Here is a 26,472-nt window from a genome sequence, read left to right on the forward strand (position 1 = left end):
TCTTAAGTTAGTCTTTTAGATTAAATACGCTTGAGAAATCGAGCTGACCATTTCCTGCTTTGCTGTGAGACTCGTAAAGTTGTCGAGATAGCTCGCCCAGTGGAACACTTGCCCCAAGGTCTTGAGCATTCTCGATAGCCAAGCCCATATCTTTGAGCATGAGGTCCACTCCAAATCCACCGGCATAGTCCTTTGATGAAGGCACGTTTTCCATTACTCCAGGACAAGGGTTATATAACTCTAACGCCCAATTACGACCAGAACTCTTAGACATAATGTCGGAGAGCACCTTGGGATCCATGCCATTCGCAATTCCCAAACGTAAGGCTTCGCTAGTCCCCAGCATCTGAATACCCAAAAGCATATTGTTGCAAACCTTAACCGTCTGACCTGCGCCACTACCGCCCGCATGAAAAATATTTTTACCCATCTTCTCCAAGATTGGACGAATGCATTCCACGACAGAATTTTCTCCCCCAACCATGAAAGTCAATGTTCCTGCTTGAGCGCCAGCGGTACCACCTGACACGGGCGCATCAACCATGGCGAAACCTTTAGCCTTTGCCTCTGCCGCAACTGCTTGCGCAACTTTTGGTGAAATCGTTGAGCAATCAATCAATAGCGTTTTGGGGTTAGCGTTAGTTAGTAAACCATTTGCGCCAAGATACAAGCCCTCCACGTGACGTGAAGCAGGCAACATACTAATAACAACATCAGCTCCGTCAGCTGTCGCATTAGCGCTCTTGGCCACTTTGCCGCCCGCTTTTGCAAATGCCTCAATCTGCCCTTGCACTAAATCAAAACCAGTTACCTCATGGCCCGCTTTCAGGAGATTGATTGCCATTGGCAAACCCATATTGCCCAACCCGATAAATCCGATTTTCATATTGATCCTAATTTATTTTTTACGTGATGCTAAATACTTAACCCCTGTAGGTCCATAAGCCTCTGAATGGGACTGCTCATACGCCAGCTCGAACATATCCCCTGCTTCATATTTCCTTAGTCCGTCTTGCGATTCAATTTCGATATATCCATCCACTACAAGTGCACGAACCGCAAATGGGTGAGTATGACTATCAAGATGGCCGCCAGGCGGTTGCGTGACTTCAACAGGATCTGGATACCCCAACCGAGACAATTCTTGTAGAAATCGATCTTTATTCATAATGAAACTATAGCGTGGATATACACTCTTTTCAGCAGCCCCTTCCTTGAGGACATGAACACTATGGCAGTCAAAGTCATCGGCTTAATTAAGCTTACAGACCATTCCGCTTTCGAGCAATATCGCGCCGAAGTTGGCAAGACGGTCGAGCGATATAAAGGCAGCGTCGAGTTTAGAGGCTCGCTAACAGAAATCTTTTGGAATGAACTTGGCTGCGAGGCATTTAGCGCCTGTGTTGAATTGCACTTTCCCAGCAAAGAAGACGCTCATGCTTGGGCGCATAGCGCTGAATACCAGAGCCTTCTGAAGATTCGCAGTCAGGCAATGAGGTTAACCCTCTTTGGAGTTGAGAGCTAAAAACAAAAAAGCCCAGCTTTGTAAGCCAGGCTTTTTTTGATCAATTAGGGCAAGAATTATTTCTTAGCTTCCATTGCTTCTTTTGCAGCAGTGATTTCTTTGCGACGCTCTTTGCAAGCACCTGCAATCTCTTGCAAGGCCTTACGGGCGCGTGCAGCAGATGCCTTAATGCCTTTTTCAATGAACTTCTCGTTTTCAGCTTTATAAGTTTCAAAAGCAGCTAACAATGTATCGTGTTGTGACATCTCGTCTCCCATTAATCAAGTAAATAGTCATACCTACAGCGAAATCAGTATATCCCTATAAAAAGTGTAAAAAACGGTCATTTTCATCAGGGATAACTCTTAGACTCAGTCATTTAGCTGACATGCTTTAATTATGGGAAATATTGAAAAAACTGCGAAAAAAATGAAAAAAATCCTACTTTTATTAGCTATCAGCCTACTTTCTGAGTTGGGAATCGCTCAAACGGGCTCTTGGCCTGCTCCTAATCGCCCAATTACCCTTATCAACCCCTTCCCGCCTGGCGGGGCTGTGGATGCCTTTGGGCGCCCATTAGCTAAGCAACTCTCAGTTCAGTTGAACGACTCGATTGTGGTGGATAACCGAGGTGGTGCAGGCGGCACTGTAGGCGCTGCAGCTGCGGCAAAAATGGCACCTGATGGATATACCTGGTTACTAGGCGCAGTTCATCATTCTATCGCTCCCAGCATGTATCAAAATCTTTCATATGACATCACCAAAGATTTTGAGCCGATTGCAATTATCGGTAGCGTACCCCATGTCATTGTTGTCAATCCTACGAAGTTTCCTAAGAATGATTTGAAATCTATCATTGAAGAAATTCGTAAACATCCTGGCAAATACAACTACGCCTCAACTGGAAATGGAACTTCGCAGCACCTAACAGGCGAGCTATTTAAGATACAAAATAAATTATTCATCACGCATATCCCTTATCGCGGTACTGGGCCAGCACTACAAGACGTTGTCGCTGGTCAAGTAGATATGATGTTTGACACCCTTGCTGGTGCTGCGCCTTTTATTAAGAGCGGCCAATTAATCGCAGTTGCTGTGGCCAGCAATCAACGTAGCCCTGCTTTCCCAAATGTCCCTACAGCTCAAGAGCTCGGCATCAGCAACTTCGTTGTTTCTAGCTGGTATGCGCTATGGACCATCAAAGGAACCCCAAAAGATATCGTCGACAAAATGAGTACTGAAGTACAAACTGCCCTAGCCTCACCAGACATTAAAGAACGTTGGGCGGGCATGGGGGCAACAGTTCCCAAAATGACCCGTGCCGAATTGAACACCTTCATCAACCAAGAAGTTGTACGTTGGCATGAGGTGGTCAAGAAATCAGGTGCGAAGCTGGATTAAAAACATTTATTAAAACCTAAAACAAAATAAGAGACACAAAATATAAATGGGCATTTCAACAAAAAACTATTCCTTTGTTCGCAACAAACTTTTAAATAAAGAAGAAATTGCATTTTTAGATGTTAGGGAAGAGGATCCTCATGCGCGTCAACACCCTCTATTTGCAGCCAATCTACCCCTCTCCCGCATTGAAGTGGACGCTTTTGCAAAACTTCCCAAGAAAAATGTACCTATCGTCACGCTTGATGATGGCGAAGGCTATGCAGAATTAGCAGCAAAACGATTAATCGATCTAGGCTTTACTGATGTTTCAGTTTTTGAGGGTGGCATTCAAGGCTGGAAGGACGCTGGCGGAGAGATATTTATAGATGTCAATGTGCCAAGCAAATCCTTTGGCGAGCTTGTGGAATCAAAGCGCCATACCCCCTCACTATCCGCTCAAGAAGTGAAACAACTAATAGATAATAAAGAAGATGTCGTTATCGTTGATGTCCGCCGATTTGATGAATACAACACTATGAGTATTCCGACTGGCATCAGCGTTCCTGGCGCTGAGCTAGTTTTGCGTTTACCTGAATTAGCACCCAACCCCAAGACAAAAGTAATCGTCAACTGCGCTGGTAGAACTCGCAGCATCATTGGCACCCAATCATTGATTAATGCTGGCATACCAAATGAAGTCAATGCCTTGCGTAACGGCACAATTGGTTGGACTCTGGCAGGGCAAGAGCTAGACAAAGGTCAAAGTCGTAAGTTCAAGGAAGTGAGCGAGAGCACTACTAACGAGGCGGCTACACGTGCTCGCAGCGTGGCTGATCGTGCTGGCGTAAAGCGTACAAATCTCGATCATGTTCGTGACTGGATGAAGCAATCGGAGAGAACAACTTACTTTTTTGATACCCGCACTCCTGAAGAATATGAGCGCTGTCATCTTCCTGGCTTTCGCTCTGTACCTGGTGGCCAGCTCGTTCAAGAAACTGAAATGGTTGCGCCCGTTAGAGGTGCGCGCATTGTTCTCGTAGACCCCAGCGGTGGCGGTGTTCGCGCAAATATGCCCGCTTCTTGGTTAGCGCAAATGGCCTGGGAGGTGTATGTATTAGATGGCATCAAAGCATCCGACCTAACTGAGCAAGGCACATGGAAACCCCCTCTACCTCAACTACCTCAAGTAGCAAATGTTGATGCGAGCACTCTTTCCAGTTGGCTTAAATCTGACAGCAATACGATTGTGGTGGATTTCAGTACACACGCAAACTACGTGAAGGGACATATTCCAGGTAGCTGGTATGCGCTGCGATCATTACTTCAGGATGCCATGAGCAAATTACCCAAAGTAGACCGCTATGTTTTGACTAGCTCTCCAAGTGAACTGAGTATTTTTGCGGCACAAGAGTTTCAAGCGCTCACCGATGCGGAAGTGTTAATACTTGATGGTGGTAACGCTGCTTGGGTTAATGCGGGTCTAAAGCTCGAAAAAGGTCCAAGTCATCTTGCCTCACCACCCCTTGATCGCTACAAGCGCCCATATGAAGGAACTAGCGTAGATCCAGCTGCTATGCAGGCTTACTTAGATTGGGAGTTTGGTTTGGTGGAGCAATTGGGCAAGGACGGAACCCATCACTTCTGGGTTCTCTAGGTCCTTGCAAATACTTCTATTGGTCGCAGTTTAACCAATCCGGTTACGCAGGATGCCAATGCCGGTGATATTGGTTTCCATAATGTCACCGGGTTTCATAAACTCCTGAGGAGTTCTGCCCGCTCCTACTCCAGATGGAGTGCCGGTGGCGATGATATCGCCCGGCAAGAGTGTTAAGCCCCGTGAAAGCTCAGAGATGATTGTTGGAATCTTGAAATACATTTGCTTGTAACTTGCATTTTGTTTTTCAACACCATTTACTTTGCAAATAATTCTGGTGTCCTCTAAATTAACACCCCCAGCCGTCACCACCCATGGCCCCATCGGCCCATGACCATCAATACTCTTGCCTTTAAACCACTGACCTGAGTGACGCTTTTGCTGAATATCACGCGCTGTTGTGTCGTTGTAAGCTGAATAACCAAAGACATAATCCATTGCGTTTTCTTCAGAGATATTCTTACCCTTTTTGCCAATAACAACAGCTAGCTCAGCCTCCCAATCGATCATCGTGGAAACGCCAGCGTCATAAGGAATATTGTCAAAAGGACCATTCATTGTTTGCGTGCCTTTTGAGAAGAACACTGGCACCTTTGGATATTCTTTTACTGCACTATCAGCACGATGCTTTAAGCCTTCTTCAAAGTGATCCAAGTAATTCCAGCCCACGCAATAGATGTTGGCCTGAGGCTTTGGAATCGGTGACAACAAGATAGTTTGATTCACATTCTGCAGATTTGAGCCGCGGCTCTTAAACAGTGCTGCGAGTTCTACAAGGCCTTTATTGCCAGAACCTGCCAATGAGATCATAGATGTTGGGTCAAATGAGAGTTGTAGTTTTTGACGCTTTGCTTCTGCCGGTATATCAATTACCAAGCCATCATTGGTAACCAAACCCAATCGAGATGTAGCACCCATCTTTGGCAAGTAGTTAGCAATGCGAAAACCCGCTTTTCCAGTGAGGGGCTCAACCACAATTGGTGGCTGACCCTCTGTAGCGGCAAGCGCATTCGTCATGATCATGCCACTCAAAGCGGCGGTTGCACTTAATTTCAGCGCGTCTCTACGATTTGTATCCACAAGGTCTCCTTTATTTAGCTTTTTATATTTAGATTTTGTCTATTAGAAAACAAGGTATCTGCCGTAAATCTTAATACCAAACCCATGCATGAGGCATAAAACCCAAAACTTGGCTATTCTTGAGCCATGTCCCATCTGAAACGTCACCCTATAACGCACATGCTAAGCTGTACGGCTATGTTGATAAGCCTGACCGCCTGCGAGCGCGAGACTTATACAAGCTGGAACTGCCAATCGGCTGGCGAAGCCAAAATCCCTATGGTGCTGAGAAAGGCTCAAATGGAATTTCAAGGAACTCAATTGAAATACTGCGGCAGCTTAGGAAATCAAAGCTTCTTTGACCCTGCCTGCTCAAATCAAACCGAACAGTCCAGCACCGCCTTCTCTCCTAAAACTGGTTTACTGATACAGCAAGGCAAAGAGTATCAATGTGTAGCCTTATAAAGTTGCGCTTTTGCTTTTGATGAATACTGCACCCAACAAAATTAATCCCAAGAAGCTACTACTTAGTAAGTGGACCGCAGTTCATCCAATTGCTAAACAAAAGCATTTTTTAGTGAGCAAAGTTATCTTGCCCGAGACGCCCGAAGAAAAAATTGAGTTTGTCGAAATCGAAGCCGTCTATAGCAAAAAGATGCGTCAAATTGCCTGGCGTGATCTCCTGAATAAGGAAGAATGGTTACAAGGCTGGAAATAAAAAACCACCTCAATACTAATGGTATGTGAGGCGGCTAGCTATTCGAGGAATAAATTAACTATTCTCCGCTTTTCTTCTTGGGGGTAGAAGATTTCTTGACCGCATCATCAATTTTCTTCTCAGCAGCCTCTGCTACCTCGTTCACGATACGACGACCTTCTTTAAACATCTTTTGTCCAGCCACTGACATTTCATTTACCACCTTTGACAACTTATCGGCATGAACTGGCACTTTACTTTCAGCATCCTCTAGCCAATTCACCAAAGAACTGCGGACTTTTTCTAGATGCTTTTCAGTTTCATCTGCAGCACCTTCGCCTAACTCCTTCAATACCGCTTTTACTTTCTTTTGATATGCAGTAGCACGCTTAGCCGCCTCTTTAGCAGCCTCTTCCTGCAAACTCTTTAATTTATTTAAATCATTTTTCGCGGCAGACTTGGCACTATCCAATGCGTTTTTCATGCCCCATTCGATCTCAGCCATATGGTGATCGCTAAGTTTCTTTGCCGCTTCTAACAGAGTATGCGAATAATCAAACAACTCTTTAGCTTTTTCACGTTGCCATTTTTGTAAATCTTTTGCATCCATTTTTAACTCCTATCTACCTTTGGTTTAGGGGGTTTACTAAAGCTTCTGTATCCACTCTATACCGAAATGAACGACCTGCCAATTCCCTTAATTCCCCACCAATTTAAAGCATTAAAATGATGATATGAGCTTACGAAAAAGCATTTACGAGACCATTGGGGGTGTCGACAAGATTAATGAATTAGTCGACCGTTTTTACGATTTAATGGCACTAGAACCTCAATTTCAGGGGATTCGATCCATGCATCCCCAAGATTTATCCACCTCAAGAGAAAAGCTCAAGTTTTTCTTAACTGGCTGGATGGGTGGCCCCGATATTTACTCACCCAAATATGGACACCCCATGCTTCGGGCTAGACATCTGCCATTTAAGATCGGCATTAGTGAGCGCGACCAATGGCTTGCATGTATGTATCGCGCAATGGAAGAGTGCGGGATTGAAGGCAATATTGCTAAGCAGCTAGAAGAATCGTTTTTCAACACTGCCAATTGGATGCGCAATCAAGCGCCTTAATCTAACTTTGCCCCTGCTTGCTTTACCGCTTTTGCCCACTTTGGCATTTCAGCGGCGAGATACTTACTAAATTGATCGGGGTTTAAGTATGCGGGGTCCGCCCCTTGATCAACCATCTTCTTCTGAATGTCAGGAGACTCTAAGGTTTCCTTAAAGGCATGACTGAGTTGATTTGCCACTTCAGGCGGCGTTCCTTTGGGAGCAAGAATGCCGTAGAAACCAACAACTTCTAAATTAGCAACGCCCGTCTCGACCACCGTTGGAGTATTTGGTAAAGCGGGATTACGCTTAGCGCTAGTAACAGCCAATGCCTTAACCTTACCTTGTTTGGCATAGTTCGCAGCTTGCGGAACGGACTCCGCCATAAATTGCACATGCCCCGCGATTAAGTCCGTGAATGCTGGCGCGCTTCCCTTGAATGGAATATGCACCATGAAAATCCCAGTCTCATTTTTCAACATCTCTGGAACTAAATGTGAGATGCCGCCATTACCAGCTGAACCGTAATTTAATTTACCTGGATTGGCTTTTGCATATGCAATAAATTCCTTGAGGGTATTTGCAGGTACATCCTTATTCACAATCAACGCTAAAGGCTGTTGAGCAGTTCGAGCAATCGGCTGAAAATCTCTTAGCGTGTCATAAGGCGACTTTGAATAAATAGCTGGGTTAATTACCATCGTCCCCGTATTGGCTAGCAGTACGGTATAACCATCAGCAGGAGACTGCATCACAAATTGCGCTCCAACCGCGCCACCTGCGCCCGCCTTGTAATCCACGATCACCGGTTGCCCCAAAATTGATTGCAGCTTGTCACTGAGCAATCGAATGTGCGCATCTAATGGCCCGCCCGCTGGAAAACCAATAATGATCTTAATGGGCTTTTCTGGATAAGCCGCCCAAACCCCATAGAACGGATTTAAAAGAGCAATCGCAAGAAATAATATCCTGATAGTTTGTGTGGGCTTGAGCATCATCCTGACAATTTAATTAAGTTCGATACACTTTATCTTAATACGACTTTTTGAATGAGAATATGACGGAAAGCGCCCTACTCTTATTAAGCGACCCCAATACTTGGATCGCGTTTTTCACACTTTCAGCTTTAGAAATTATTCTCGGCATAGACAATATTATCTTTATTAGCGTCATCGCTAATCGCTTACCCATTGAAATTCGTGAAAAAGTACGTCGCTTTGGTCTATTGTTTGCACTAGGCACTCGGATACTTCTGTTACTGAGCCTATCTTGGGTAATGAGCTTAACCGCACCACTCATCACCATTTCTGATCATCCAATCAGCGGTAGAGACCTCATCTTGTTGCTTGGTGGCTTCTTTCTCATCTGGAAGGCCTCTAAAGAAATCTATACCGAAGTAGAAGTAGGCGAACATGATGATGAGATTTCACCCGATGGCCCACACAAGGTCAACAAATCCATGTTCAGCTTGTTTGTGGGCTCTATTCTGCAGATTGGCTTGCTCGATATCATCTTCTCGCTAGATAGCGTGATTACCGCCGTTGGTATGGTCGATCAAATTAGCATCATGATTGCCGCAGTCATTGCCTCAATTTTGATTATGCTCATTGCAGCCAAGCCAATTGGCGACTTTGTGCACCATCACCCCTCTATTAAGGTCTTGGCTTTATCGTTTTTGACGGTAGTTGGCGTAGTGCTCATAGCCGAAGGCATGGGTGTACATATTCCCAAAGGCTATGTTTATGTTGCAATGGGCTTTTCACTAGCAGTTGAACTACTGAACATTCGCTCAAGAGAAAAGAAAAAGCGCAAAGCTCAAGCTTAAGCGCTCATAAAGTATTTACTAAATGGCTTGCGCGCAAGCGAAACCGCTAGCCCATGCCCACTGGAAATTGTGGCCGCCTAAGTGCCCAGTAACATCTACACACTCACCAATAAAGTGCAGACCTTGATGTTTGCGTGACATCATGGTTTGACTATCGAGGTCCTTGGTGCTTACGCCACCTAACATTACTTCTGCTTTTTTCCAACCTAGAGTGCCGGCAGGCTTAACAGACCAGTTTGTTAAAAGTTCTTTTAGTGTTTGGCGATCTTTTTTGGATGCCTCTACCCATTTGCGTCCATTTAGACTGCATTGCTCTGCAAAGGCTTTGGCTAAACGCTGCGGCATTAGAGAAGCCAATATTGTTTCCGTTAGCTTCAGTCGAAGTTCATCATCATTAAAAATCTCATCACAACGAACTGCGCCAGACTGGTCAAGATTTGCAAGCCAATCAATTCGGATGGGCTCACCCTCGACCCAATAACTACTTGCCTGCAAAATTGCGGGTCCCGACAGACCCTTATGGGTTATCAAAACATCTTCATTAAAATGGCAAGCACCATATCTTGAGCCCTTTGATCCTGAGTCAATCCCGATGGGCACACTCAGCCCAGCAAGCTCATTCAGACCAGAAAAGGTCTCCGCGGTAAATGACAGTGGCACTAGAGCAGGTCGAGGCTCTATGACATTCAATCCAAATTGCTTGGCAATATCTAGTGAATACGCGCTTGCCCCGATAGCTGGCACAGGTAGTCCACCCGTCGCCATGACTACCGATTTAGATTTTTCAACCCCCGCATTGGTATTGATCAGCCACTGATTACCCTCTTGGGCAATCGATTCAATTACTACTGGATGACGAATGGCAACATTGCCACGAGCACACTCAGATATGAGCATTTCAACAACCTGCTTAGCAGAGTCATCGCAAAAGAGTTGCCCCTGATGTTTCTCGTGATAAGCAATGCGGTACGACTGAATCAGTTTGATGAATTCCGCGGCCGGATATCTAGCTAATGCGCTTTTAACAAAATGGGGATTGAGTGACAAGAAATTGGCCGGGCCACTATGCAGGTTCGTGAAATTACACCGGCCGCCACCACTAATCCGAATCTTTTCACCTAGAACGGCAGCATGGTCTACGACAAGAACCTTCTTACCAAGTTGACCAGCAACCCCTGCACAAAATAAGCCCGCTGCCCCGCCACCAATAATGATGGCATCCCATGTTTTACTCATTGAAGTAGGCGCTACTCAAAACGATCAATGATCTCAGAGGAAACATTGAGTTTTTTCATGTGAAGCTTGGCGTAAGCTTGACGAAAGTTTTTCGTCATCGAGATCATGACAGATGCAGTCCAAGCAAAGGAAAACATACCCGAGAAAGCAATAATCACCGCCAGCATTTTCCAGCCATCAGGCAAGATGTCTTCCATGAAGCCCATCGCAGTGTAGGTGCTTCCACTAAACAAAATGCTTTGCCCTAAAGCGGGCAACAACTTCATCCCATATAGCGCCAAACCCCAAAGCAATATCTCAGCGATATGCGTTAAGAACAAACACAGCACGCTGACATAAAAGCAAAGTCCGACTTCGGAATATTTTTTGTCAGCAAGCAAAACAAACGTTTTTACTTCATAGCGTTTTGCAATCTGTAGCAATATCGCCCCATGAAATACCATGACGACTAAAAGCATGATGCCACCCATAAAATATCCGGGTAAATCCATGGCGGTAGCAATACTAAGATGGGAGGAGTTCATATTGATATAAAGAGTGTTTTCAGCATTTTACCGAGAACGATATCAGGCCAACTGGTACCAATCTTGAATTAGCTTCCACGCCTCTTGGGCAGTTTCTACAAAATGAATAATGTGCATATCGTCTTCATCGATGACACCGAACCTCACCATTTCTTTAAAGTTCACCATCTCATGCCAAAAGGATTTACCAACTAATATCACCGGAATGCCCACCACCTTCTTGGTTTGAATGAGCGTCAGCACTTCAAACAACTCGTCAAATGAACCAAAGCCACCTGGGTAGGCAACGATTGCTCTAGCACGCAACATAAAGTGCATCTTGCGAAGAGCGAAGTAATGAAAGCGAAAACTTAAACCTGGGCTGATATATGGATTGGGGTACTGCTCTCTTGGCAAGCTAATGTTGAAACCAATGGTTTGATCGCCGCACTCAAAAGCCCCACGATTGGCGGCTTCCATAATTCCAGGGCCACCGCCAGTACAAATATGTAACTTATTAGCGTCCTCTTTCTGTGTTTTGTTATAGCTTGCGACGAGCGAACCAAACTCTCTAGCCGATTCATAGTATTGACTATGAATCAGGGCTATTTCGGCCTCTGCTTTTTCTGCAGGAGTCTTTGCCTCTCGAACGAGCGCCTCCGCTGATTCGCGACTAACAAAACGAGTAGAGCCAAATACAGTAATTGTGTGCTCTATCCCATGTTCTTTTAAAAGAATCTCGGGCTTTAGCAACTCCAGCTCGAAACGTATACCTATAGTTTCTCTACGGGATAAAAATGCTTCATCATCAAAAGCGAATTTATATGAATCGATAGACTCCTCTTCGGAGGTCTGCGCTTTATGCAGATTTAAAAACTCAGTAATAGTCTGCGCATTATTTACCGGGAGCTTTGGACTCATATTGCTACCTTCAACATGTATGTAATCTCATCTTACTATTTACATCACAAAAATCAGTATTAATACCTAGTTTAGCGAGGTTATCCTTAGGCAAATGCCCCCAAAGATTTACCATGCCTCCAAGTAGCGTTAATATTGACTCAATTTCAACCAAACTGAAGGAAACCCTCATGAGCAATCGTTCAATCATCATTATGGTACTGGTGTTAATTGGTGCTACTGCCTACCTACTCCTCAAGGGCGACGGCAACGTTGATATGAGCGGTGAAAAGCATGGCGCAGAAGCAACTCATGTTGAAGAAGCGAAAAAGGATGCTCCAGCTGCTGCTCCTGAAGCTCCAGCCGCAGCCCCTGCCGCTGATGCTAAGAAGTAATATTCATTAAGCACACCAAAACCGCGGTCCGCCGCGGTTTTATTATCCTCACCGCATGAAAAAAATTCTTTTTTCCTTTCTGCTATTTTGCTTTTCCTCTATTTGCCACAGTCAAAGTACTCGGACTATGAATACCGCTAATGCAACCATGCTTTCTTCATTTGCGCCAACAGGCACTTTGCGAGTTGGTATTAATCTTGGTAACCCAATTCTGGCAGGCGAAGACCCAGTAACCCATCAATTACAAGGTGTGACCATTGATATCGCTCGCGAAATCGGCAAGCGTACTGGCTTACCTGTTGAACTAATTCCATTTAAGACTGCTGGCAACACAGTCGACGCCATTAAGACTGGCAACATTGATTTAGTCTTTGTTGCCATTGATCCTATACGTGGTGCTGATATTAGCTACACCCCGCCCTATATTCAGATTGAAGGAGCGTATATGGTGAAAGCAAACTCCCCCCTCAAAGCGAACGAACAAGTGGATGTTGTCGGCAATGAAATCGTGGTCGGCAAAGGGAGTGCTTATGACCTTTTTCTCACTCGTGAAATTAAGAACGCTAGCCTCTTGAGGGCGGCAAGCTCTCAGGCAGTAGTAGATGACTTTATGTCTGGCAAAGGCAACGTTGCTGCAGGTGTAAAGCAGCAACTAGAGAGCGATGCAAAGCGATATACTGGATTGCGCATGCTTCCTGGTCGCTTTATGGCAATTAATCAAGCAATTGGCATTCCAAAAGCAAGGCCTCAATACGAAAGCACGACTGCTTACTTAAGCGAAATCATTACCCAGCTTAAGCAATCAGGGTTTGTAGCGCAGGCAATGCAACGCCATCACATTGAAGGCGCCAAGGTAGCCGAGTAAAGACTAGCGTCTAGCAGCTAACAAATATACGAATGGAGTCGCTCTGGAATGATCACATTTTTCCAGTTCAGCTCCTCACGAATACATTGAGCTAACACCGAGGCTGATTCTGGTTCACCATGAACAACAAAGACAGTCTTTGGCGGTGACTGAAAACCACGCAACCAATCCAATAAGCCTGCTTGATCAGCGTGAGCCGAGAGACCTCCGATAGTGTGTATCGAGGCTCTGACGACCACCTCTTCACCAAACAGCTTCACTTTAGTAGCCTTATCCACCAAACGACGACCCAAGCTTCCATATGCTTGGAAACCAGTAATCACAATCGCATTTTGCGCTCTAGGCAAGTTATTCGCTAAGTGATGCACTATTCGTCCAGCATCACACATACCGCTCGCAGAAATAATGATGGCGCCACCCTTGATCTTATTGAGCGCTTTTGACTCTTCAACATCTGCAATAAATCGCAGGTCTACTGCGCTAGGATTCTTTTTATACCAACTTAATGTTGACTGGGAGTGTGAATCCAATTGCGAGAAGTAATGCTCAGTCAGCTGCGTTGCGGCAGTTGCCATGGGTGAGTCAACCCAAACGGATAGATGAGGCAATAATTTTCTTCTGACCAAATCAATCAGAATAAATAATATCTCTTGGGTACGACCTACAGCAAATGCGGGTATAACGACATTCCCCTGATTAGCCATTGTCGATTGAATCACTTCAATGAATTCTTGTTCGGTCTCGCTCAAACCTCGATGCAATCGGTCGCCATAGGTTGACTCAATCACAACCACATCAGCCTTCGCAATCAAATCTGGATCAGGCATTAGCACCTTGCCTTTCATGCCGATATCACCAGAAAAGACGCAACGTTTTTTTGGAGCACCATCCTCTTGCACATCAATCACGGCAATGGCGGACCCTAAGATATGACCCGCATTCTGAAACTGCAGATGAATTCCTGGCATGAGCTCATGAATCTGGCCATATTCCAAGACCTCAAATTGAGTAAGAGCTAGGTCAACCTCTTCTCGAGAATACAAAGTCACTGGCAACTCGCCGCGCCACTTACCCAGTTTCATTTTTCGTTCTGCGCGCTCTAAATCCGCCAACTGCAAATGCGCGCTATCAGGCAATAAGATCTTTAGTAATTCGTATGTTGCTTTAGTGCAGTAGATGGGGCCCTTAAATCCTTGTGCACATAGGCGAGGCAGTAACCCACTGTGATCAATATGCGCATGCGTAAGAACAACGAAATCCAAATCCTGTGGCGCTATGGGCATGGGCTCTAGATTCCTATTGCCCGCCTCGCGTCCACCCTGAAACATTCCATAGTCCACCATGAAATGATGTACTTTGTCAGCGAGCCTGGCCTCAACCAAATGTCGGGAGCCAGTCACCTCGCCTGCCGCGCCTAAAAACTGAATCTTCATGCCCTCAGAATACTCTCTCTTACAATTAGCTCAAGCACTCAATGAAGACCACAATACTCAAATGACCTCTATGCCAAGCAAGCCACATACGCTCAGTGCATTAGGACTCATCTCGCGCCTAAGCCGTGCTCCTGAGGAACATAAGGGCCATGCTGGCAAAGTGATTTTGGTGGGCGGCTCAGCAGGCATGGCTGGCGCACTACTACTTGCAGGAAATGCATGTCTACATCTTGGAGCAGGCTGGACCATTCTTGAAATGCTTGATCCTGCCTCCGCACACGCAGACCATGAGCAACCTGAACTGATGATTCGTCTGGCCAATACAGATCCAAAGCAATCATTAAAGCAAAGCTTGCCAGATGTACTGGCTATTGGTCCTGGACTAGGAACCTCTCATTTTGCGACCCAATGGCTTAAAGCTTGTCTAGAGTCCGAAAAGATTCCATTGGTGATTGACGCCGATGCTCTAAATCTTATTGCTGATTCATCTGAATTGTTAAACGCCCTACAACTTCGCAACCAACACTATCCAGGTCAAACTGTTCTAACACCCCACCCGGGTGAAGCAGCAAGACTACTTGGTCAACTGATATCCGATATTCAGACAGATCGAGTAAGTGCCGTTAAAAAACTTGTTTCCTTAACTCAATCCATCGTCATTCTTAAAGGGCAACATACCTTAATTGCTGCACCAGATAGAGACATACTCCAATGCGAACAAGGCAACCCAGGTATGGGCACTGGCGGAATGGGAGATGTGTTAACTGGCAGCATTAGCGCCATTACTGCCCAAGGTGTACGCCATCATCTAAATCTTTGGGAAGCAAGCTGCGTAGCAGTCCAATTGCACGCCTCCGCTGCAGATAGCCTAATGCAAAAAGGAACTGGTCCTATTGGCCTTACCCCATCAGAGACCATTATTGAGATGCGAACTCTTCTGAATAACCTGTTATAAAACAGCATGCAATCAGTCAGCTCTGCACATCACCACCAACGTTACCTTTATGGCATTTTGATGGCTGCTATTGGGGCCATGTTGTTCTCTGGTAAAGCCGTATTGGTGAAGTTAGCTTTTACGTATGGCGCAAATGCGGAAACTTTATTGGCTTTACGCATGCTCATGGCCCTACCACTGTTCTTAATGATCTTCTGGTGGGAGGCCAGAAGAAAACCCATGAGTCCCATTACTTGGCTCGACCGTGGCAAGCTATTTTTCCTGGGATTTCTCGGTTACTTTCTCTCGAGCTACGTTGATTTTTTAGGCCTTCAATATATTTCTGTTGGTTTAGAGCGTATTGTTCTCTACCTCACGCCCACCATTGTTTTATTAATTTCCTACTTTGGTTTAGGCAAGCCCATTTCTCGCATGCAGTGGTACGCGTTAATTGTTGGCTACCTCGGTGTTTTTGTTGTGTTTATTCAAGACGCCAGCTCAACAGGACTATATGCCTGGCTAGGAATGTTGCTTGTATTTGGCAGTGCTTGTAGTTATGCCTTGTACATGATTGGCTCAGGCGAAATGGTCAAACGTATTGGCAGCGTGCGCCTAGTGGTCTATGCCAGCTCAGCCTCAATGGTATTTAGCGTTATTCAATCTACCCTTCATAACCCGAGCGCGATCTTTGAACAAGTTGCGGAGATTTATTGGCTCAGCCTGCTCAACGCGAGCTTGTGCACTGTGATTCCAATGTTATTGATTATGATTTCAATCAATCGTATTGGCTCACCACTGGTCGCACAAGCGGGTATCCTCGGACCAGTTTCAACTATTTTCTTGGGTTACTTTGTATTGTCTGAGCCCATTACAGGCATGCAAATCGGCGGCATGATTCTGGTAATCGCTGCAATGTGGTTACTAGTGCGCAATGATCCGCCAACAAAAAAGTCGCCGAACTCGGAAAAGTCGGGCGACCTAGATGTTGAGCCATTAAATTAATAATGACTCAGCAATAGAAGTGAATTACTGAGCTGCGGCTTCTGCTGCTTTAGCCTTCTTCTTGGACTTCTTCTTCGCTTTCTTTTCTGCTTTCTTCTGCTGTTTAGCCTGTTTCTTGACTTTCTTTGTATCCGCTTTATCCGCTGGTGCCGCAACTGGTGCTGGAGCTACCTCAGGTGCTGAAACTGGCGCAGGATCAGCTGCCAAAACTGAGAGTGGTGACAAAGCAATGCTGGCTGTAACCAGCGATGCCAAAGCCAAACGAGCGGTACGAGAAATCATGCAGTACTCCAAAAAGATTTATTAATGCGCACATAATACCTAAAAAATGTAGATAAATACCAAATCTATGATTTTTGTTAGTCCAGTGAACCTTTTCGGAGGTAAATAAAAAGGCCATCAAGGATGGCCTTTAGTTCAACTATATTTCGCTGACTTTATGCTGGTTGAGTTTGGGTTTCTTTGATCTTCTCTAGAGCGCCAGCAAGATGGTCCACTGTGCGATCTACATGACCCAGCTTTTCTAGGCCAAACAAACCGATGCGGAATGTACGGAAATCCGGACGCTCATCACATTGCAAAGGCACACCTGCTGCTGTCTGCAATCCTAATTCAATAAACTTCTTACCTGACTGAATATCCGGATCTGTGGTGTAGCTAACAACTACGCCTGGAGCTTGAAATCCTTTAGCTGAAACAGAGTGATAACCTTTTGACTCTAAAAGCTTGCGTACTTTTTCGCCCAACTCCACTTGTTTTGCTTTGAGATTAGCAAAACCAAGTGATTGCGTTTCTTTCATTACATTACGCAAAATTTTGAGCGCATCAGTAGGCATTGTAGTGTGATAAACATGACCGCCTTTTTCATAGGCTTCCATGATTTGCAACCACTTCTTTAAGTCCATAGAGAAGCTACTGCTTTGGGTTGCATCAATACGCTCACGAGCCCGATCACCCAAGGCAATCAAAGCGCAGCAAGGAGAACTGCTCCAACCTTTTTGAGGTGCAGTAATCAATACATCAACATTACAGGCCTTCATATCAACCCACATCGCACCAGAAGCGATGCAATCCAATACAAACAATCCATTTACGGAACGCACTGCTTCGCCCACAGCTTTAATGTAGTCATCCGGCAGAATAATTCCAGCAGATGTCTCAACGTGCGGCGCAAAAACTACTGCAGGCTTTTCTTTCTTGATAAAGGCGACAACCTCTTCAATTGGAGCAGGCGCAAATACACCTTGAGCAGAGTTATCCAATTGACGACCCTTGAGTACTGAAACCTCACTGGCAATATTGTCCAAGTCAAAAATTTGCGTCCAACGATAACTAAACCATCCATTACGCAAGACTAAGCACTTTTGCTTATTAGCGAATTGGCGCGCAACTGCCTCCATACCAAAAGTACCGCTGCCGGGAACGATTACCGCTGAGCTTGCGTTGTATGCATCTTTCAATACGCTAGAGATATCAACCATCACGCGCTTGAACTCTTCAGACATATGGTTCAAAGAACGGTCGGTGTAGACGACTGAGAACTCTAACAATCCATCTGGATCAACATTAGGGAGTAAGCCTGGCATAGTAATTTCCTGGGAATATCTGTGAATAGCCCTAAATGATACTGATTTACGTATTTATTGCACCGCAACCTTGTTCTCTTTGATCAATTTAGCCCATTTTGATTGATCTAAGCGCAAAAAAGCGGCAAATTCATCAGCACTACCGCTGGCGGGGTCACTTCCGCGCTCTAACATAGCCTTGCGTATTCGATCTTGGCTAAGGACAAACATCACGGTTTGATTGATTTTTTGCACAACTGATTTTGGGGTATTTACCGGCGCAAAAAGCCCAAACCATCCTACCGCGCTATATCCAGACAAACCTGCTTCAGTCACCGTCGGAATATTAGGAAGTGCTTCAGAACGTTTAGCACCTGTTTGCGCTAGAGCGACTAATTTTCCAGATTCAATTTGTGGCATCACTGTTTGCGCAGGTGCAAACATCAGATCAATATGCCCCGCCAACAAATCCGTTAAAGCTTGACCAGTTCCTTTATAAGGAACATGCAGCAACTCAAGTCCTGCCATTGAAGCAAACAACTCACCCGCTAAATGAGATGCTGAGCCTGGTCCAGATGAACCATATCTCACCTTTCCCGGGTTTGCTTTTGCATAAGCAATTAAAGATTTTATCGAATTTACATTCAATGCAGGGCTTACAGTCACCACATACGGCGAAGCAGAAACTAGAGCCACCGGTGCAAACTGCGCGATATTTTTTTCAGTTACAGCAGCGGTTGATCCCATGAGTAAGGTATAGCCATCAGCAGATGCTTGAGCAACAAGCTCAGCCCCAATTGCACCACTAGCTCCTGGACGATTTTCAATAATGACCGACTGCTTCCATAATTCGCCAAGCGTTGGAGAGATCAGCCGAATGAGAGTGTCTGCCCCACCCCCAGGCGGAAAAGGAACAATAACTTTAATTGGCTTAGATGGATAAATCTCTGCAGCATGCGCAGTAGAGATGCCTAAACTAAAACAAGTGAGCAATAAACCAAGTCTGCGTAATAAGTGCTTCATGGCTTTTATTCGATAATGGTGGTTCGTAAAGTAGAAATGCCATCAATTGAACATTCAACCACGTCGCCAGGCTTGAGATAAAGATCTTCGGCGTTCTCTTTGCCTACCGCCACCCCACCTGGCGCCCCTGTAGAGAACATGTCGCCGGCTTCGATAGGAATAAAGCGAGAAAAATGCTCCAAAATATCCGAGATCTTCCATATCTGATCTACCGTATTCACACGCATACGCTCTTGACCATTAACTGAACAAGTCATCCAAAGATCATAGACATCCGGAATTTCATCAATTGTGACAATCTCTGGGCCAAGGGGGCCAAATCCTGGAATATTTTTTCCCGTCCAAAAACGAGATCCCGAAGCAACTTCACGCAACTGCAAATCACGACAAGTTAAATCGTTCAGAATGGTCACGCCTGCGACATAATCCATTGCCTCAGATTTTTTAGCGCCTAAAGCACGCTTGCCAATCACAAATACCAGCTCTGGCTCGTAATCTAAGCGTGTAATCCCTTTAGGGCGCACCACTTTAGCCTCATGTCCAGACAGACAAGAATTTAACTTAATGAAAGAAGTTGGCTCCTGAGGAATCTCTTTAATTAAATTAGTACGCTTTAACTCTTCCAAGTGAGTGCGGTAGTTTTTCCCAACGCAAAGAAACTTCTCAGCATCGGTAATCGGTGGCAGGTAGCGAATATTTTTTGCATCAATCAATAATGCGCCGTGCTCGGCTGACGAGGCGACCCATGACTTGGCCTGATCCATCACAGCATTACCCGCTCGCAAAAAGGATTTCATATCCACGGGGAAATCCTGAATACCCAGCTTCTTAGCTATATCAGCAAATGGAAGTATTTGATCGCCAGCAGAATTAGGTAAGCGTGCGCCAATTTCGGGATGGCTTGATCCAGTTCGAATAAAGGTAATTAGTCTCATATTGCTCTTCTTATGGTTATGTTTTGATGAAAATTATTTCTACAGTTGCAGAATTAGCGATAACAGTCAGTCTGCGCCAAACTGTAAATGATTCTTCTGACGCTTCTCAATAGCATTCTTAAGCAAAGCGGCCATCCGATAGAAGCCATGTGCAAACTTGCTATACGGCATTGTTAGAAAGAATGCCATTACAAAACCCAAGTGAATAGTCAATAGAAGCGTCATTGACGAAGTATCGCGATAGGCTAGTAGCGCCAAACCAGATGCACTAATTAAAAATAGCAGCACAATGAATGCCCTATCCATGGGTTTTTGAGTGGCATCGCCGTGAGCGGCATTTCTACGTAAATTCAAATACAGCAACCCTGCTGGTCCAATCAGCAAACCAATGCCGCCCAATGTTCCCAGTATCACGGGCAAACTAGTTAAATCATAGGGCGCATGTAAATCAAGGAAGTAGTGATAAATCGTTGCTACAGATGTCGCAGCGAAGCACAACATGAACCCGTAGAAAGTGAAATGATGGAAACGTTTTCTCCATAGAGAAAAAGCATCGTCTTCGTTATTGCAACCATCCCCATGACCACCGCCGAGATATTTCAAGGTCAAGGCATCATGAGTAGCTTCTACCAGTGCGCCACCTGAGATGGCGCCAGGAGTAATGCCGCGCCAAAACTGAATCAAGCCCATTGTTAACGCCAGCAATGAAAAACCAAAGACTGCGCCAAACATCAAGGCTAAGGTGTTATGTGAAAAGACTGCGTAGAAATTTCCATTCAATGGTGCCGATGAGAGCGAACCATTGAGCGCAGCACTCAGCAATAAGAAGAAACTAATTGAAATAGCTGTTGCTAATGACAATGCCAAACCATTCTTCCTATATAGACCACCTAGGGCTCTTGGCCAGGCATAGGTCATATAGGTATCTTTGCGAACTTGCGCCATTACCTGCGGAATATTCACTGCAAACTCATGTGGCGGAGCATATTGACAAGCATGCAGACAGGCGCCGCAGTTATGACATAGATTTGCTAAATAGTTGACGACGCTTGGAGTAAATTCAATGCGACGTGTCATCGCTGGGAATACGGCACAGAATCCCTCGCAATAGCGACACGCATTACAAATCTGCAGCATGCGATCCGCTTCAGTCTCTGGAGTAACGGCTATAGTTCTTGCCTCTTGAATTAGCGTGTTAAGCGCTTGCATGTCGAAGCTCCATTGTTTGTTTTCCTGCTGCCTGCGCGGCTTGAACTCCAGCGGCGCGTCCAAACACAGTACCAATCGCCATGCCTATCCCTGCTGCATAACCTTTGCCCAAGACATTGCCAGCCATCATCTCGCCAGCAACAAATAAGTTTGAGCTTGGTACGCCATTAAAACGAACGGCAGCGGTTTCATCTGTCTTTAAACCAAGGTAAGTAAATGTCACGCCAGGGCGTACTGCGTATCCATAGAAAGGACCTTCGTCAATCGGCAAAGCCCAATGTGTTTTTGCAGGCTCAATACCTTCTGTATGGCAATCGTCCAAAATAGTGTGATCAAAACTACCCACCTTGCATGCCGCGTTATATGTCTTGACGGTTTCTAGGAGAGCCTGAGGATTCAGGCCTAGTTTGTTAGCGAGCTCTTCAAGAGTATCGGCTTTCTCACCTGGAAAAACCGGAGGCATAAAACGCCCCAGTACTTTTGAATCGATGATGGAGTATCCAATCTGACCTGGTTGCTGTGCTACCAGTCTTCCCCAAAAAGCGTAACGCTTGGGCCAGAAATCCTCACCCTCATCCGAGAAACGCTGAGCATTTTTGTTTACAACGATGCCGAATGACACCGCATCGATACGAGTGCAAATTCCGCCATCATATAAAGGGGCACGAGCATCAATCGCAACCATATGTGCTTGTGTGGGGTCGCTAACTGAATCGGCGCCCAACTCAATCAACTGCTTAATCAATACACCCTGGTTATAGCGTGTACCACGAATGAGAAAATTCTCAGCAGGTGACTCGCCATATTCATTAATACCCCACGCTTCTTTTAACCACTCGCGATTTGATTCAAATCCTCCGGCAGCCATGACACAGGCCTTAGCTTCAATACGTTCGTTTCCAACGTATGCTGCGACAAACTTACCATCCTGAATTTCTACAGACGATACAGGCGACTCATAACGTATTTGCACGCCTAAGTTTTCTGCACTGCGATAGTAAGCGTTGACCAAAGCTTTGCCACCACCCATAAAGAATGCATTAGTACGCGAGAGATTTAATGTGCCAGAAAGTGGAGGTTGAAAACGAACGCCGTGATGTTGCATCCACTGACGACATTGCGATGAAGAACGTATAACGTGACGAGCTAATTTTTCATCGGTATTGCCACTAGTCACTTTTAATACGTCTTGCCAATATTCTTCTTCAGTATAGGATTCCAGCATCACGTCTTCAGGCTGATCATGCATCGCGCGAATATTGCGTGTGTGCGAAGAATTGCCACCACGCCACTCTTTTGGTGCAGCTTCTAAAAGAAGAACGCTAGCGCCTGCTTCCCTGGCCATCAGGGCAGCACACAGAGCGGCATTACCGCCACCAATCACTAGAACATCAACCATGAGACTTTTAGAAGAAAAGGAAATACTTTACTGTTTTTTTGGTTTATTTACCAAGACCCAAATCAAGCGCCGGAGGATCGGCCCTTGGTCGAGGATACCCAGATGCCAAGCGCGATGAGAGCAAATGCCACTCCATGGAAGAGCTGCGGAGGCTCACCCAACATCGCGGCAGACAAAAGAGCCGTAAATAAAGGAATAAAGTTCGCAAAGAAAGCCGCGATGGTAGGGCCCGCACCATTCACACCCAGTCCCCAGCAGCGGTAAGCGATTAAGGAAGGGCCCACTGCGACAAACAAAATAAGTGAGCCAGTCCAAGCGTTAAGCTCAAGATGCGCAAGCCCCATGGCTATCTCAAATCCGTCAAAGAAACTGGTCCACAACAAACCGACCAAGACCTGCGCCATCAAGAAGTCTGCCCACGGCCACTGTCGCTCAGTACTAGCACCTGGACGACTCAACATCCAACTGTAGAAAGCCCACAAGATAGTGGCCAACATAATCAATAAGTCACCCACCACCATTTCCATAGAAAGTAATGCGGATAACTCACCTCTAGTTAGCACAATAGCCACCCCTATCAATGAAACGATTGCGCCTAACAACTGCAAGAGAGTGGGTTTGACTTGGTACCAAACAGCGCCAATGAATAGCATCCAAATTGGCATGCTTGCGCCTATCAAGGTAACGTTAATTGCGGTTGAGGTCTGTAGGGCTAGATAAAGCAATACGTTATAACTGCCCACCCCAAAGAGCCCCAATAAAATGAAGCGTTTTTTGTTTTGCCATAAAGCGCTATCTGGTTTAAAGACGCGCCAACCCAAGGGCAATAACAATAAAGCAGCCAAACCCCAGCGGATAGCACTCAGCGTAATTGGTGAAACACTCCCCACCAAGAGGCGACCTGCTATAGCATTCCCGGCCCACAGAGCTGTGGCAATTAGCAAATAGACAACGGTAGCAAGGGTGAGTTTAGGCATTTAGGCTTAGCGGATTAGGCGCTGTCTAGCATTGTAGAAACAATTCCTTGGTATTGCTAAGATAGAGCTTATAGACGCATACGAATACACTAGAAGGATTGATTGTGCCAGTTATTACCAATATCGAAGACTTGCGGGTTCTTCACAAAAAACGCACCCCCAAGATGTTCTACGACTACGCAGACTCTGGCTCTTGGACCGAGTCTACCTATCGCGCCAATGAATCTGACTTTCAGAAAATCAAATTACGTCAACGCGTAGCCGTTGATATGACAAACCGCACCACCAAAACCAAAATGGTGGGGCAAGAAGTAGCTATGCCGGTAGCGCTTGCCCCAACTGGACTCACTGGCATGCAACATGCCGATGGTGAAATCTTGGCAGCAAAAGCCGCTGAAAAATTTGGTGTGCCATTTTGCCTTTCAACAATGAGCATTTGCTCTATTGAGGATGTTGCAGAACGCACCACCAAACCTTTTTGGTTTCAGTTGTACGTGATGAAAGACCGTGGCTTTATTGAGCGCTTGATTGAACGCGCTAAAGCCGCAAAATGTTCTGCGCTTGTATTAACGCTGGACTTACAAATTCTTGGTCAACGCCATAAGGATTTGAAAAATGGTTTATCAGCTCCACCCAAATTGACCATTGCCAATATGATCAATATGGCCACCAAGCCACGTTGGTGCTTGGGTATGGCGATGACTCCTCGCAGAACTTTTAGAAATATTGTTGGCCACGCCACTGGCGTAGGCAATATGTCCTCCCTCTCCTCTTGGACGGCTGAGCAATTTGATCCAGGCCTCAATTGGGGCGACGTAGAGTGGATCAAAAAGCTCTGGGGTGGAAAGCTCATTATTAAAGGCATCTTGGATGAAGAAGACGCAAGAATGGCTGCGAACTCCGGCGCTGACGCGCTGATTGTTTCCAATCACGGCGGTCGCCAACTTGATGGTGCCGTGTCTAGCATTCAAGCACTCCCAGGAATTGTGAATGCGGTTGGTAAAGATATTGAAGTCTGGATGGATGGCGGCATTCGCTCGGGTCAAGACGTCCTCAAAGCTTGGGCACTGGGCGCTCGCGGCACGATGATTGGTCGACCCTTCCTCTATGGCTTAGGTGCCATGGGCGAAGCTGGTGTAACAAAGTGTTTAGAGCTCATCCACAATGAATTGGATATCACGATGGCGTTTACTGGTCATCGTGATATTCAGAACGTAACAAAAGATATTTTGTATCCAGGAACCTTCTAAATTTCCTACTTGCTTAATCACCCCGTCCTAGTTTTTGGAGCCTCGCTTCTAGTTTTTTGCTTGTCTGTTTGGCTTGGCAATGTCGTGCTAAGCCCCTATAGAAGCAAAGATACCGAAACATCACAAGATCTGGGGGTGATTCAGACAGCAACCCTGACATTATTAGCCCTGATCATCGGCTTCACGTTCTCCATGGCGATTGACCGCCATGACAATCGCGAAATTCTTGAAGAAAGTGAAGCCAATGCAATTGGCACTGAATATCTCAGAGCCGATCTTTTACCATCACAGGCATCCGCAAGAACAAAAGATTTGCTTCAGCAATACCTAGAGCAACGCATCTTGTTCTACTCAAAACAAGATAAAGAAAAAATTCAGGAGATTCGCCAAAAAACGGATGAACTTCAAGATGCGTTGTGGAAAGAAGTTCTACCAGTTGCGCGGAACCAAGCAAGTCCGACCAATGCATTAATCATCTCTGGTATGAATGACGTACTAAATTCCCAAGGCTATGTGCAGGCAGCTTGGTGGAATCGCATACCTATTGCAGCATGGTCCTTAATGACTGCAATTGCCATTTGCGCAAACTTACTGGTTGGCTTTGGAGCTCGTAATTTCAAAAAGAATGTGGGCTTATTCATGATTTTCCCTTTTGTCACTTCGGTTTCTTTTTTCTTAATTGCCGATATTGATAGTCCAAGAGGTGGAGTTATCCGCATTGAGCCCCGAAACCTCATCACCCTACAGAACAGCCTAATAGCCAAAACCCCCTCTCCCAATAAATAAGGTTTGATTCCCATACAGGGAAATTCCCCCTAGCATTGATAATGTTAATGAGATTGATTATCATTTAAATCAATAAAAAACCTCAATAACGCTAAGCAATATGTCGAGACCCCAATATCATCCGGCTTCCATCTTTCTCCACTGGCTTGTATTCCTACTGGTGATAGCAGCCTTTATTGCCATTGAATTAAAGGGGCAATTCCCTAAAGGTAGTGAAGCAAGAGATTTATGCAAATCGATTCACGGTGTGTTTGGTCAATTGATTTTTTTAGCGATGATCGTTCGCTTAGCCATTCGTAAGATTTATGGCGTACCCCAACCAACAAATCCCATACCCCTATTCACTCGCTTGGCAAAAGCTATGCATTTCTTGCTCTACGCCTTGCTATTGATATCCCCTATTTTTGGCATTCTGTATTTTCAATACGCTGGCAAGGAAATTCATTTCTTTGGGTTGGTATGGCCACAGTTTGTTACGCCTAACCCTGAAATGAAAAAATTCGTGGAAGGCATTCATGAGTTTTTAGGCAATATGCTTTATTTCCTAATTGGGATTCATGCGCTAGCCGCCTTATGGAAACATTACGTAGTCAAGGATGACACCTTGCGTAGAATGTTGCGTAAAGGCAAAACTCTCGCATAAGGATTAATTCGAATGAAACCGCTATCTAAAAAAGCCAAGATGGCTGTCGGCTGGACCGTACTAATGACTGTAGTGGGTACCGCAATACTGCATCAATGGCAATTCTTCGCCATGGGTTGTGCTTCTCTAGCCTTGCTATTGGTCGCCAACCACTATGACCTTCTCAAAGATCCTGAAGACAAAAAATAATTA

Annotated in this window: 32 protein-coding genes; 15 read left to right on the top strand and 17 right to left on the bottom strand. The window is 45.4% G+C overall.

Annotation, left to right across the window (positions count from 1 at the left end; genetic code table 11):
• Nucleotides 1-7: 7 nt before the first annotated feature.
• Both mmsB and DCO17_RS07125 read right to left on the bottom strand, forming a co-directional pair.
• Nucleotides 8-886 (bottom strand): 3-hydroxyisobutyrate dehydrogenase, encoded by an 879-nt coding sequence (mmsB, locus tag DCO17_RS07120; RefSeq protein WP_173956055.1) that lies wholly within the window; start codon nucleotides 884-886, stop codon nucleotides 8-10.
• A 12-nt stretch (nucleotides 887-898) separates the two neighbouring features.
• Nucleotides 899-1,168 carry a cupin domain-containing protein gene (locus DCO17_RS07125; RefSeq protein WP_173956056.1) on the bottom strand — a complete coding sequence of 90 codons (270 nt, stop codon included), beginning with the start codon at nucleotides 1,166-1,168 and terminating at the stop codon, nucleotides 899-901.
• A gap of 54 nt (nucleotides 1,169-1,222) precedes the next feature.
• Between DCO17_RS07125 and DCO17_RS07130 the strand changes: the two genes are divergently transcribed.
• Complete coding sequence (locus DCO17_RS07130; RefSeq protein WP_254598733.1) at nucleotides 1,223-1,525, top strand: DUF1330 domain-containing protein; 303 nt, start codon at nucleotides 1,223-1,225, stop codon at nucleotides 1,523-1,525.
• 56 nt (nucleotides 1,526-1,581) lie between these two features.
• On the opposite strand, the gene DCO17_RS07135 is transcribed toward DCO17_RS07130, so the two are convergent.
• Nucleotides 1,582-1,770: an Hc1-related histone H1-like protein gene (locus DCO17_RS07135; protein WP_028819023.1), complete on the bottom strand. Its 189-nt coding sequence runs from the start codon at nucleotides 1,768-1,770 to the stop codon at nucleotides 1,582-1,584.
• Between the two features lie 163 nt (nucleotides 1,771-1,933).
• On the opposite strand from DCO17_RS07135, the gene DCO17_RS07140 reads away from it, so the two are divergent.
• Together DCO17_RS07140 and DCO17_RS07145 are read left to right on the top strand one after the other, a co-directional pair.
• A complete protein-coding gene (locus tag DCO17_RS07140; protein WP_173956058.1) occupies nucleotides 1,934-2,905 on the top strand; it encodes a Bug family tripartite tricarboxylate transporter substrate binding protein in 972 nt (323 codons plus the stop codon).
• 46 nt (nucleotides 2,906-2,951) lie between these two features.
• Nucleotides 2,952-4,541 (top strand): rhodanese homology domain-containing protein, encoded by a 1,590-nt coding sequence (locus DCO17_RS07145; RefSeq protein ID WP_173956059.1) that lies wholly within the window; start codon nucleotides 2,952-2,954, stop codon nucleotides 4,539-4,541.
• Nucleotides 4,542-4,571: 30 nt separating this feature from the next.
• On the opposite strand, the gene DCO17_RS07150 is transcribed toward DCO17_RS07145, so the two are convergent.
• Entirely contained in the window at nucleotides 4,572-5,621 is a 1,050-nt protein-coding gene (locus DCO17_RS07150; RefSeq protein WP_173956060.1) for a fumarylacetoacetate hydrolase family protein, read from the bottom strand.
• A gap of 177 nt (nucleotides 5,622-5,798) precedes the next feature.
• Here DCO17_RS07150 and DCO17_RS07155 point away from each other — a divergent pair, with 177 nt between their 5' ends.
• On the top strand, nucleotides 5,799-6,065 hold the full coding sequence (locus DCO17_RS07155) for a hypothetical protein (protein ID WP_173956061.1): 267 nt from the start codon (nucleotides 5,799-5,801) through the stop codon (nucleotides 6,063-6,065).
• 19 nt (nucleotides 6,066-6,084) lie between these two features.
• Nucleotides 6,085-6,318 carry a TIGR02450 family Trp-rich protein gene (locus DCO17_RS07160; RefSeq protein ID WP_173956062.1) on the top strand — a complete coding sequence of 78 codons (234 nt, stop codon included), beginning with the start codon at nucleotides 6,085-6,087 and terminating at the stop codon, nucleotides 6,316-6,318.
• Between the two features lie 58 nt (nucleotides 6,319-6,376).
• Here the strand turns inward: DCO17_RS07160 and DCO17_RS07165 are convergent, their stop codons facing one another.
• Complete coding sequence (locus DCO17_RS07165; RefSeq protein ID WP_173956063.1) at nucleotides 6,377-6,907, bottom strand: phasin family protein; 531 nt, start codon at nucleotides 6,905-6,907, stop codon at nucleotides 6,377-6,379.
• Between the two features lie 124 nt (nucleotides 6,908-7,031).
• Between DCO17_RS07165 and DCO17_RS07170 the strand changes: the two genes are divergently transcribed.
• A complete protein-coding gene (locus DCO17_RS07170; protein WP_173956064.1) occupies nucleotides 7,032-7,421 on the top strand; it encodes a group II truncated hemoglobin in 390 nt (129 codons plus the stop codon).
• Here DCO17_RS07170 and DCO17_RS07175 read toward each other — a convergent pair.
• Nucleotides 7,418-8,395, bottom strand: coding sequence for a Bug family tripartite tricarboxylate transporter substrate binding protein (locus DCO17_RS07175; RefSeq protein ID WP_173956743.1), 978 nt, complete (start codon nucleotides 8,393-8,395; stop codon nucleotides 7,418-7,420). The genes DCO17_RS07170 and DCO17_RS07175 overlap by 4 nt on opposite strands.
• Before the next feature lie 62 nt (nucleotides 8,396-8,457).
• On the opposite strand from DCO17_RS07175, the gene DCO17_RS07180 reads away from it, so the two are divergent.
• Nucleotides 8,458-9,225: a TerC family protein gene (locus tag DCO17_RS07180; RefSeq protein WP_173956065.1), complete on the top strand. Its 768-nt coding sequence runs from the start codon at nucleotides 8,458-8,460 to the stop codon at nucleotides 9,223-9,225.
• Nucleotides 9,226-9,243: 18 nt separating this feature from the next.
• Here the strand turns inward: DCO17_RS07180 and DCO17_RS07185 are convergent, their stop codons facing one another.
• The 3 genes from DCO17_RS07185 to DCO17_RS07195 are packed head-to-tail and all read right to left on the bottom strand — an operon-like array spanning nucleotide 9,244 to nucleotide 11,885.
• Nucleotides 9,244-10,461 carry a BaiN/RdsA family NAD(P)/FAD-dependent oxidoreductase gene (locus DCO17_RS07185; protein ID WP_173956066.1) on the bottom strand — a complete coding sequence of 406 codons (1,218 nt, stop codon included), beginning with the start codon at nucleotides 10,459-10,461 and terminating at the stop codon, nucleotides 9,244-9,246.
• 11 nt (nucleotides 10,462-10,472) lie between these two features.
• Nucleotides 10,473-10,985, bottom strand: a complete 513-nt coding sequence (locus DCO17_RS07190) for a hypothetical protein (protein ID WP_173956067.1) — start codon at nucleotides 10,983-10,985, stop codon at nucleotides 10,473-10,475.
• 42 nt (nucleotides 10,986-11,027) lie between these two features.
• On the bottom strand, nucleotides 11,028-11,885 hold the full coding sequence (locus DCO17_RS07195; RefSeq protein WP_173956068.1) for an LOG family protein: 858 nt from the start codon (nucleotides 11,883-11,885) through the stop codon (nucleotides 11,028-11,030).
• A 170-nt stretch (nucleotides 11,886-12,055) separates the two neighbouring features.
• On the opposite strand from DCO17_RS07195, the gene DCO17_RS07200 reads away from it, so the two are divergent.
• Both DCO17_RS07200 and DCO17_RS07205 read left to right on the top strand, forming a co-directional pair.
• Nucleotides 12,056-12,259: a hypothetical protein gene (locus DCO17_RS07200; RefSeq protein WP_173956069.1), complete on the top strand. Its 204-nt coding sequence runs from the start codon at nucleotides 12,056-12,058 to the stop codon at nucleotides 12,257-12,259.
• A 127-nt stretch (nucleotides 12,260-12,386) separates the two neighbouring features.
• On the top strand, nucleotides 12,387-13,124 hold the full coding sequence (locus tag DCO17_RS07205) for an ABC transporter substrate-binding protein (RefSeq protein WP_173956070.1): 738 nt from the start codon (nucleotides 12,387-12,389) through the stop codon (nucleotides 13,122-13,124).
• Between the two features lie 17 nt (nucleotides 13,125-13,141).
• Here DCO17_RS07205 and DCO17_RS07210 read toward each other — a convergent pair whose 3' ends face one another.
• A complete protein-coding gene (locus tag DCO17_RS07210; RefSeq protein WP_173956071.1) occupies nucleotides 13,142-14,557 on the bottom strand; it encodes an MBL fold metallo-hydrolase RNA specificity domain-containing protein in 1,416 nt (471 codons plus the stop codon).
• Between DCO17_RS07210 and DCO17_RS07215 the strand changes: the two genes are divergently transcribed.
• Both DCO17_RS07215 and DCO17_RS07220 read left to right on the top strand, forming a co-directional pair.
• Nucleotides 14,556-15,512 carry an NAD(P)H-hydrate dehydratase gene (locus tag DCO17_RS07215; protein ID WP_254598734.1) on the top strand — a complete coding sequence of 319 codons (957 nt, stop codon included), beginning with the start codon at nucleotides 14,556-14,558 and terminating at the stop codon, nucleotides 15,510-15,512. The genes DCO17_RS07210 and DCO17_RS07215 overlap by 2 nt on opposite strands.
• 6 nt (nucleotides 15,513-15,518) lie before the next feature.
• On the top strand, nucleotides 15,519-16,493 hold the full coding sequence (locus tag DCO17_RS07220; RefSeq protein WP_173956072.1) for a DMT family transporter: 975 nt from the start codon (nucleotides 15,519-15,521) through the stop codon (nucleotides 16,491-16,493).
• A 24-nt stretch (nucleotides 16,494-16,517) separates the two neighbouring features.
• Here DCO17_RS07220 and DCO17_RS07225 read toward each other — a convergent pair whose 3' ends face one another.
• From DCO17_RS07225 to DCO17_RS07255, 7 genes are all read right to left on the bottom strand, one after another.
• Complete coding sequence (locus tag DCO17_RS07225) at nucleotides 16,518-16,775, bottom strand: protein tyrosine phosphatase (RefSeq protein ID WP_173956073.1); 258 nt, start codon at nucleotides 16,773-16,775, stop codon at nucleotides 16,518-16,520.
• Between the two features lie 155 nt (nucleotides 16,776-16,930).
• Nucleotides 16,931-18,079, bottom strand: coding sequence for an aminotransferase class V-fold PLP-dependent enzyme (locus DCO17_RS07230; protein ID WP_173956074.1), 1,149 nt, complete (start codon nucleotides 18,077-18,079; stop codon nucleotides 16,931-16,933).
• Between the two features lie 54 nt (nucleotides 18,080-18,133).
• Nucleotides 18,134-19,081: a Bug family tripartite tricarboxylate transporter substrate binding protein gene (locus tag DCO17_RS07235; RefSeq protein WP_173956075.1), complete on the bottom strand. Its 948-nt coding sequence runs from the start codon at nucleotides 19,079-19,081 to the stop codon at nucleotides 18,134-18,136.
• Between the two features lie 5 nt (nucleotides 19,082-19,086).
• Nucleotides 19,087-20,016, bottom strand: coding sequence for a fumarylacetoacetate hydrolase family protein (locus DCO17_RS07240; protein ID WP_173956076.1), 930 nt, complete (start codon nucleotides 20,014-20,016; stop codon nucleotides 19,087-19,089).
• A 66-nt stretch (nucleotides 20,017-20,082) separates the two neighbouring features.
• Nucleotides 20,083-21,225, bottom strand: a complete 1,143-nt coding sequence (gene tcuB, locus DCO17_RS07245; protein ID WP_173956077.1) for a tricarballylate utilization 4Fe-4S protein TcuB — start codon at nucleotides 21,223-21,225, stop codon at nucleotides 20,083-20,085.
• The gene (gene tcuA / locus DCO17_RS07250; RefSeq protein ID WP_173956078.1) at nucleotides 21,212-22,624 is read right to left on the bottom strand and encodes an FAD-dependent tricarballylate dehydrogenase TcuA; all 1,413 of its coding nucleotides are present in this window, start codon (nucleotides 22,622-22,624) and stop codon (nucleotides 21,212-21,214) included. The genes tcuB and tcuA overlap by 14 nt, the downstream gene beginning before the upstream one ends.
• 62 nt (nucleotides 22,625-22,686) lie before the next feature.
• A complete protein-coding gene (locus DCO17_RS07255) occupies nucleotides 22,687-23,601 on the bottom strand; it encodes a DMT family transporter (RefSeq protein ID WP_173956079.1) in 915 nt (304 codons plus the stop codon).
• Nucleotides 23,602-23,705: 104 nt separating this feature from the next.
• Here DCO17_RS07255 and DCO17_RS07260 point away from each other — a divergent pair, with 104 nt between their 5' ends.
• The 4 genes from DCO17_RS07260 to DCO17_RS07275 all read left to right on the top strand — a co-directional run bounded on the left by DCO17_RS07260 (nucleotide 23,706) and on the right by DCO17_RS07275 (nucleotide 26,469).
• Nucleotides 23,706-24,851 (top strand): alpha-hydroxy acid oxidase, encoded by a 1,146-nt coding sequence (locus tag DCO17_RS07260; RefSeq protein WP_173956080.1) that lies wholly within the window; start codon nucleotides 23,706-23,708, stop codon nucleotides 24,849-24,851.
• A 60-nt stretch (nucleotides 24,852-24,911) separates the two neighbouring features.
• Complete coding sequence (locus DCO17_RS07265; protein ID WP_254598735.1) at nucleotides 24,912-25,637, top strand: bestrophin-like domain; 726 nt, start codon at nucleotides 24,912-24,914, stop codon at nucleotides 25,635-25,637.
• A 100-nt stretch (nucleotides 25,638-25,737) separates the two neighbouring features.
• A complete protein-coding gene (locus tag DCO17_RS07270; RefSeq protein ID WP_173956081.1) occupies nucleotides 25,738-26,280 on the top strand; it encodes a cytochrome b in 543 nt (180 codons plus the stop codon).
• 12 nt (nucleotides 26,281-26,292) lie between these two features.
• Complete coding sequence (locus tag DCO17_RS07275; protein ID WP_173956082.1) at nucleotides 26,293-26,469, top strand: hypothetical protein; 177 nt, start codon at nucleotides 26,293-26,295, stop codon at nucleotides 26,467-26,469.
• The last annotated feature ends 3 nt before the right edge of the window (nucleotides 26,470-26,472 follow it).

The sequence above is a fragment of the Polynucleobacter tropicus genome (assembly GCF_013307225.1).
GTDB classification, from domain to species: domain Bacteria; phylum Pseudomonadota; class Gammaproteobacteria; order Burkholderiales; family Burkholderiaceae; genus Polynucleobacter; species Polynucleobacter tropicus.

Bases quoted from the DNA above. Each gene is read 5' to 3' on its own strand.
- mmsB (WP_173956055.1), bottom strand. From the start codon at position 886: ATGAAAATCGGATTTATCGGGTTGGGCAATATGGGTTTGCCAATGGCA.
- DCO17_RS07125 (WP_173956056.1), bottom strand. From the start codon at position 1,168: ATGAATAAAGATCGATTTCTACAAGAATTGTCTCGGTTGGGGTATCCA.
- DCO17_RS07130 (WP_254598733.1), top strand. From the start codon at position 1,223: ATGAACACTATGGCAGTCAAAGTCATCGGCTTAATTAAGCTTACAGAC.
- DCO17_RS07135 (WP_028819023.1), bottom strand. From the start codon at position 1,770: ATGTCACAACACGATACATTGTTAGCTGCTTTTGAAACTTATAAAGCT.
- DCO17_RS07140 (WP_173956058.1), top strand. From the start codon at position 1,934: ATGAAAAAAATCCTACTTTTATTAGCTATCAGCCTACTTTCTGAGTTG.
- DCO17_RS07145 (WP_173956059.1), top strand. From the start codon at position 2,952: ATGGGCATTTCAACAAAAAACTATTCCTTTGTTCGCAACAAACTTTTA.
- DCO17_RS07155 (WP_173956061.1), top strand. From the start codon at position 5,799: ATGTTGATAAGCCTGACCGCCTGCGAGCGCGAGACTTATACAAGCTGG.
- DCO17_RS07160 (WP_173956062.1), top strand. From the start codon at position 6,085: ATGAATACTGCACCCAACAAAATTAATCCCAAGAAGCTACTACTTAGT.
- DCO17_RS07165 (WP_173956063.1), bottom strand. From the start codon at position 6,907: ATGGATGCAAAAGATTTACAAAAATGGCAACGTGAAAAAGCTAAAGAG.
- DCO17_RS07170 (WP_173956064.1), top strand. From the start codon at position 7,032: ATGAGCTTACGAAAAAGCATTTACGAGACCATTGGGGGTGTCGACAAG.
- DCO17_RS07175 (WP_173956743.1), bottom strand. From the start codon at position 8,395: ATGCTCAAGCCCACACAAACTATCAGGATATTATTTCTTGCGATTGCT.
- DCO17_RS07180 (WP_173956065.1), top strand. From the start codon at position 8,458: ATGACGGAAAGCGCCCTACTCTTATTAAGCGACCCCAATACTTGGATC.
- DCO17_RS07185 (WP_173956066.1), bottom strand. From the start codon at position 10,461: ATGAGTAAAACATGGGATGCCATCATTATTGGTGGCGGGGCAGCGGGC.
- DCO17_RS07190 (WP_173956067.1), bottom strand. From the start codon at position 10,985: ATGAACTCCTCCCATCTTAGTATTGCTACCGCCATGGATTTACCCGGA.
- DCO17_RS07195 (WP_173956068.1), bottom strand. From the start codon at position 11,885: ATGAGTCCAAAGCTCCCGGTAAATAATGCGCAGACTATTACTGAGTTT.
- DCO17_RS07200 (WP_173956069.1), top strand. From the start codon at position 12,056: ATGAGCAATCGTTCAATCATCATTATGGTACTGGTGTTAATTGGTGCT.
- DCO17_RS07205 (WP_173956070.1), top strand. From the start codon at position 12,387: ATGAATACCGCTAATGCAACCATGCTTTCTTCATTTGCGCCAACAGGC.
- DCO17_RS07215 (WP_254598734.1), top strand. From the start codon at position 14,556: ATGCCCTCAGAATACTCTCTCTTACAATTAGCTCAAGCACTCAATGAA.
- DCO17_RS07210 (WP_173956071.1), bottom strand. From the start codon at position 14,557: ATGAAGATTCAGTTTTTAGGCGCGGCAGGCGAGGTGACTGGCTCCCGA.
- DCO17_RS07220 (WP_173956072.1), top strand. From the start codon at position 15,519: ATGCAATCAGTCAGCTCTGCACATCACCACCAACGTTACCTTTATGGC.
- DCO17_RS07225 (WP_173956073.1), bottom strand. From the start codon at position 16,775: ATGATTTCTCGTACCGCTCGTTTGGCTTTGGCATCGCTGGTTACAGCC.
- DCO17_RS07230 (WP_173956074.1), bottom strand. From the start codon at position 18,079: ATGCCAGGCTTACTCCCTAATGTTGATCCAGATGGATTGTTAGAGTTC.
- DCO17_RS07235 (WP_173956075.1), bottom strand. From the start codon at position 19,081: ATGAAGCACTTATTACGCAGACTTGGTTTATTGCTCACTTGTTTTAGT.
- DCO17_RS07240 (WP_173956076.1), bottom strand. From the start codon at position 20,016: ATGAGACTAATTACCTTTATTCGAACTGGATCAAGCCATCCCGAAATT.
- tcuB (WP_173956077.1), bottom strand. From the start codon at position 21,225: ATGCAAGCGCTTAACACGCTAATTCAAGAGGCAAGAACTATAGCCGTT.
- tcuA (WP_173956078.1), bottom strand. From the start codon at position 22,624: ATGGTTGATGTTCTAGTGATTGGTGGCGGTAATGCCGCTCTGTGTGCT.
- DCO17_RS07255 (WP_173956079.1), bottom strand. From the start codon at position 23,601: ATGCCTAAACTCACCCTTGCTACCGTTGTCTATTTGCTAATTGCCACA.
- DCO17_RS07270 (WP_173956081.1), top strand. From the start codon at position 25,738: ATGTCGAGACCCCAATATCATCCGGCTTCCATCTTTCTCCACTGGCTT.
- DCO17_RS07275 (WP_173956082.1), top strand. From the start codon at position 26,293: ATGAAACCGCTATCTAAAAAAGCCAAGATGGCTGTCGGCTGGACCGTA.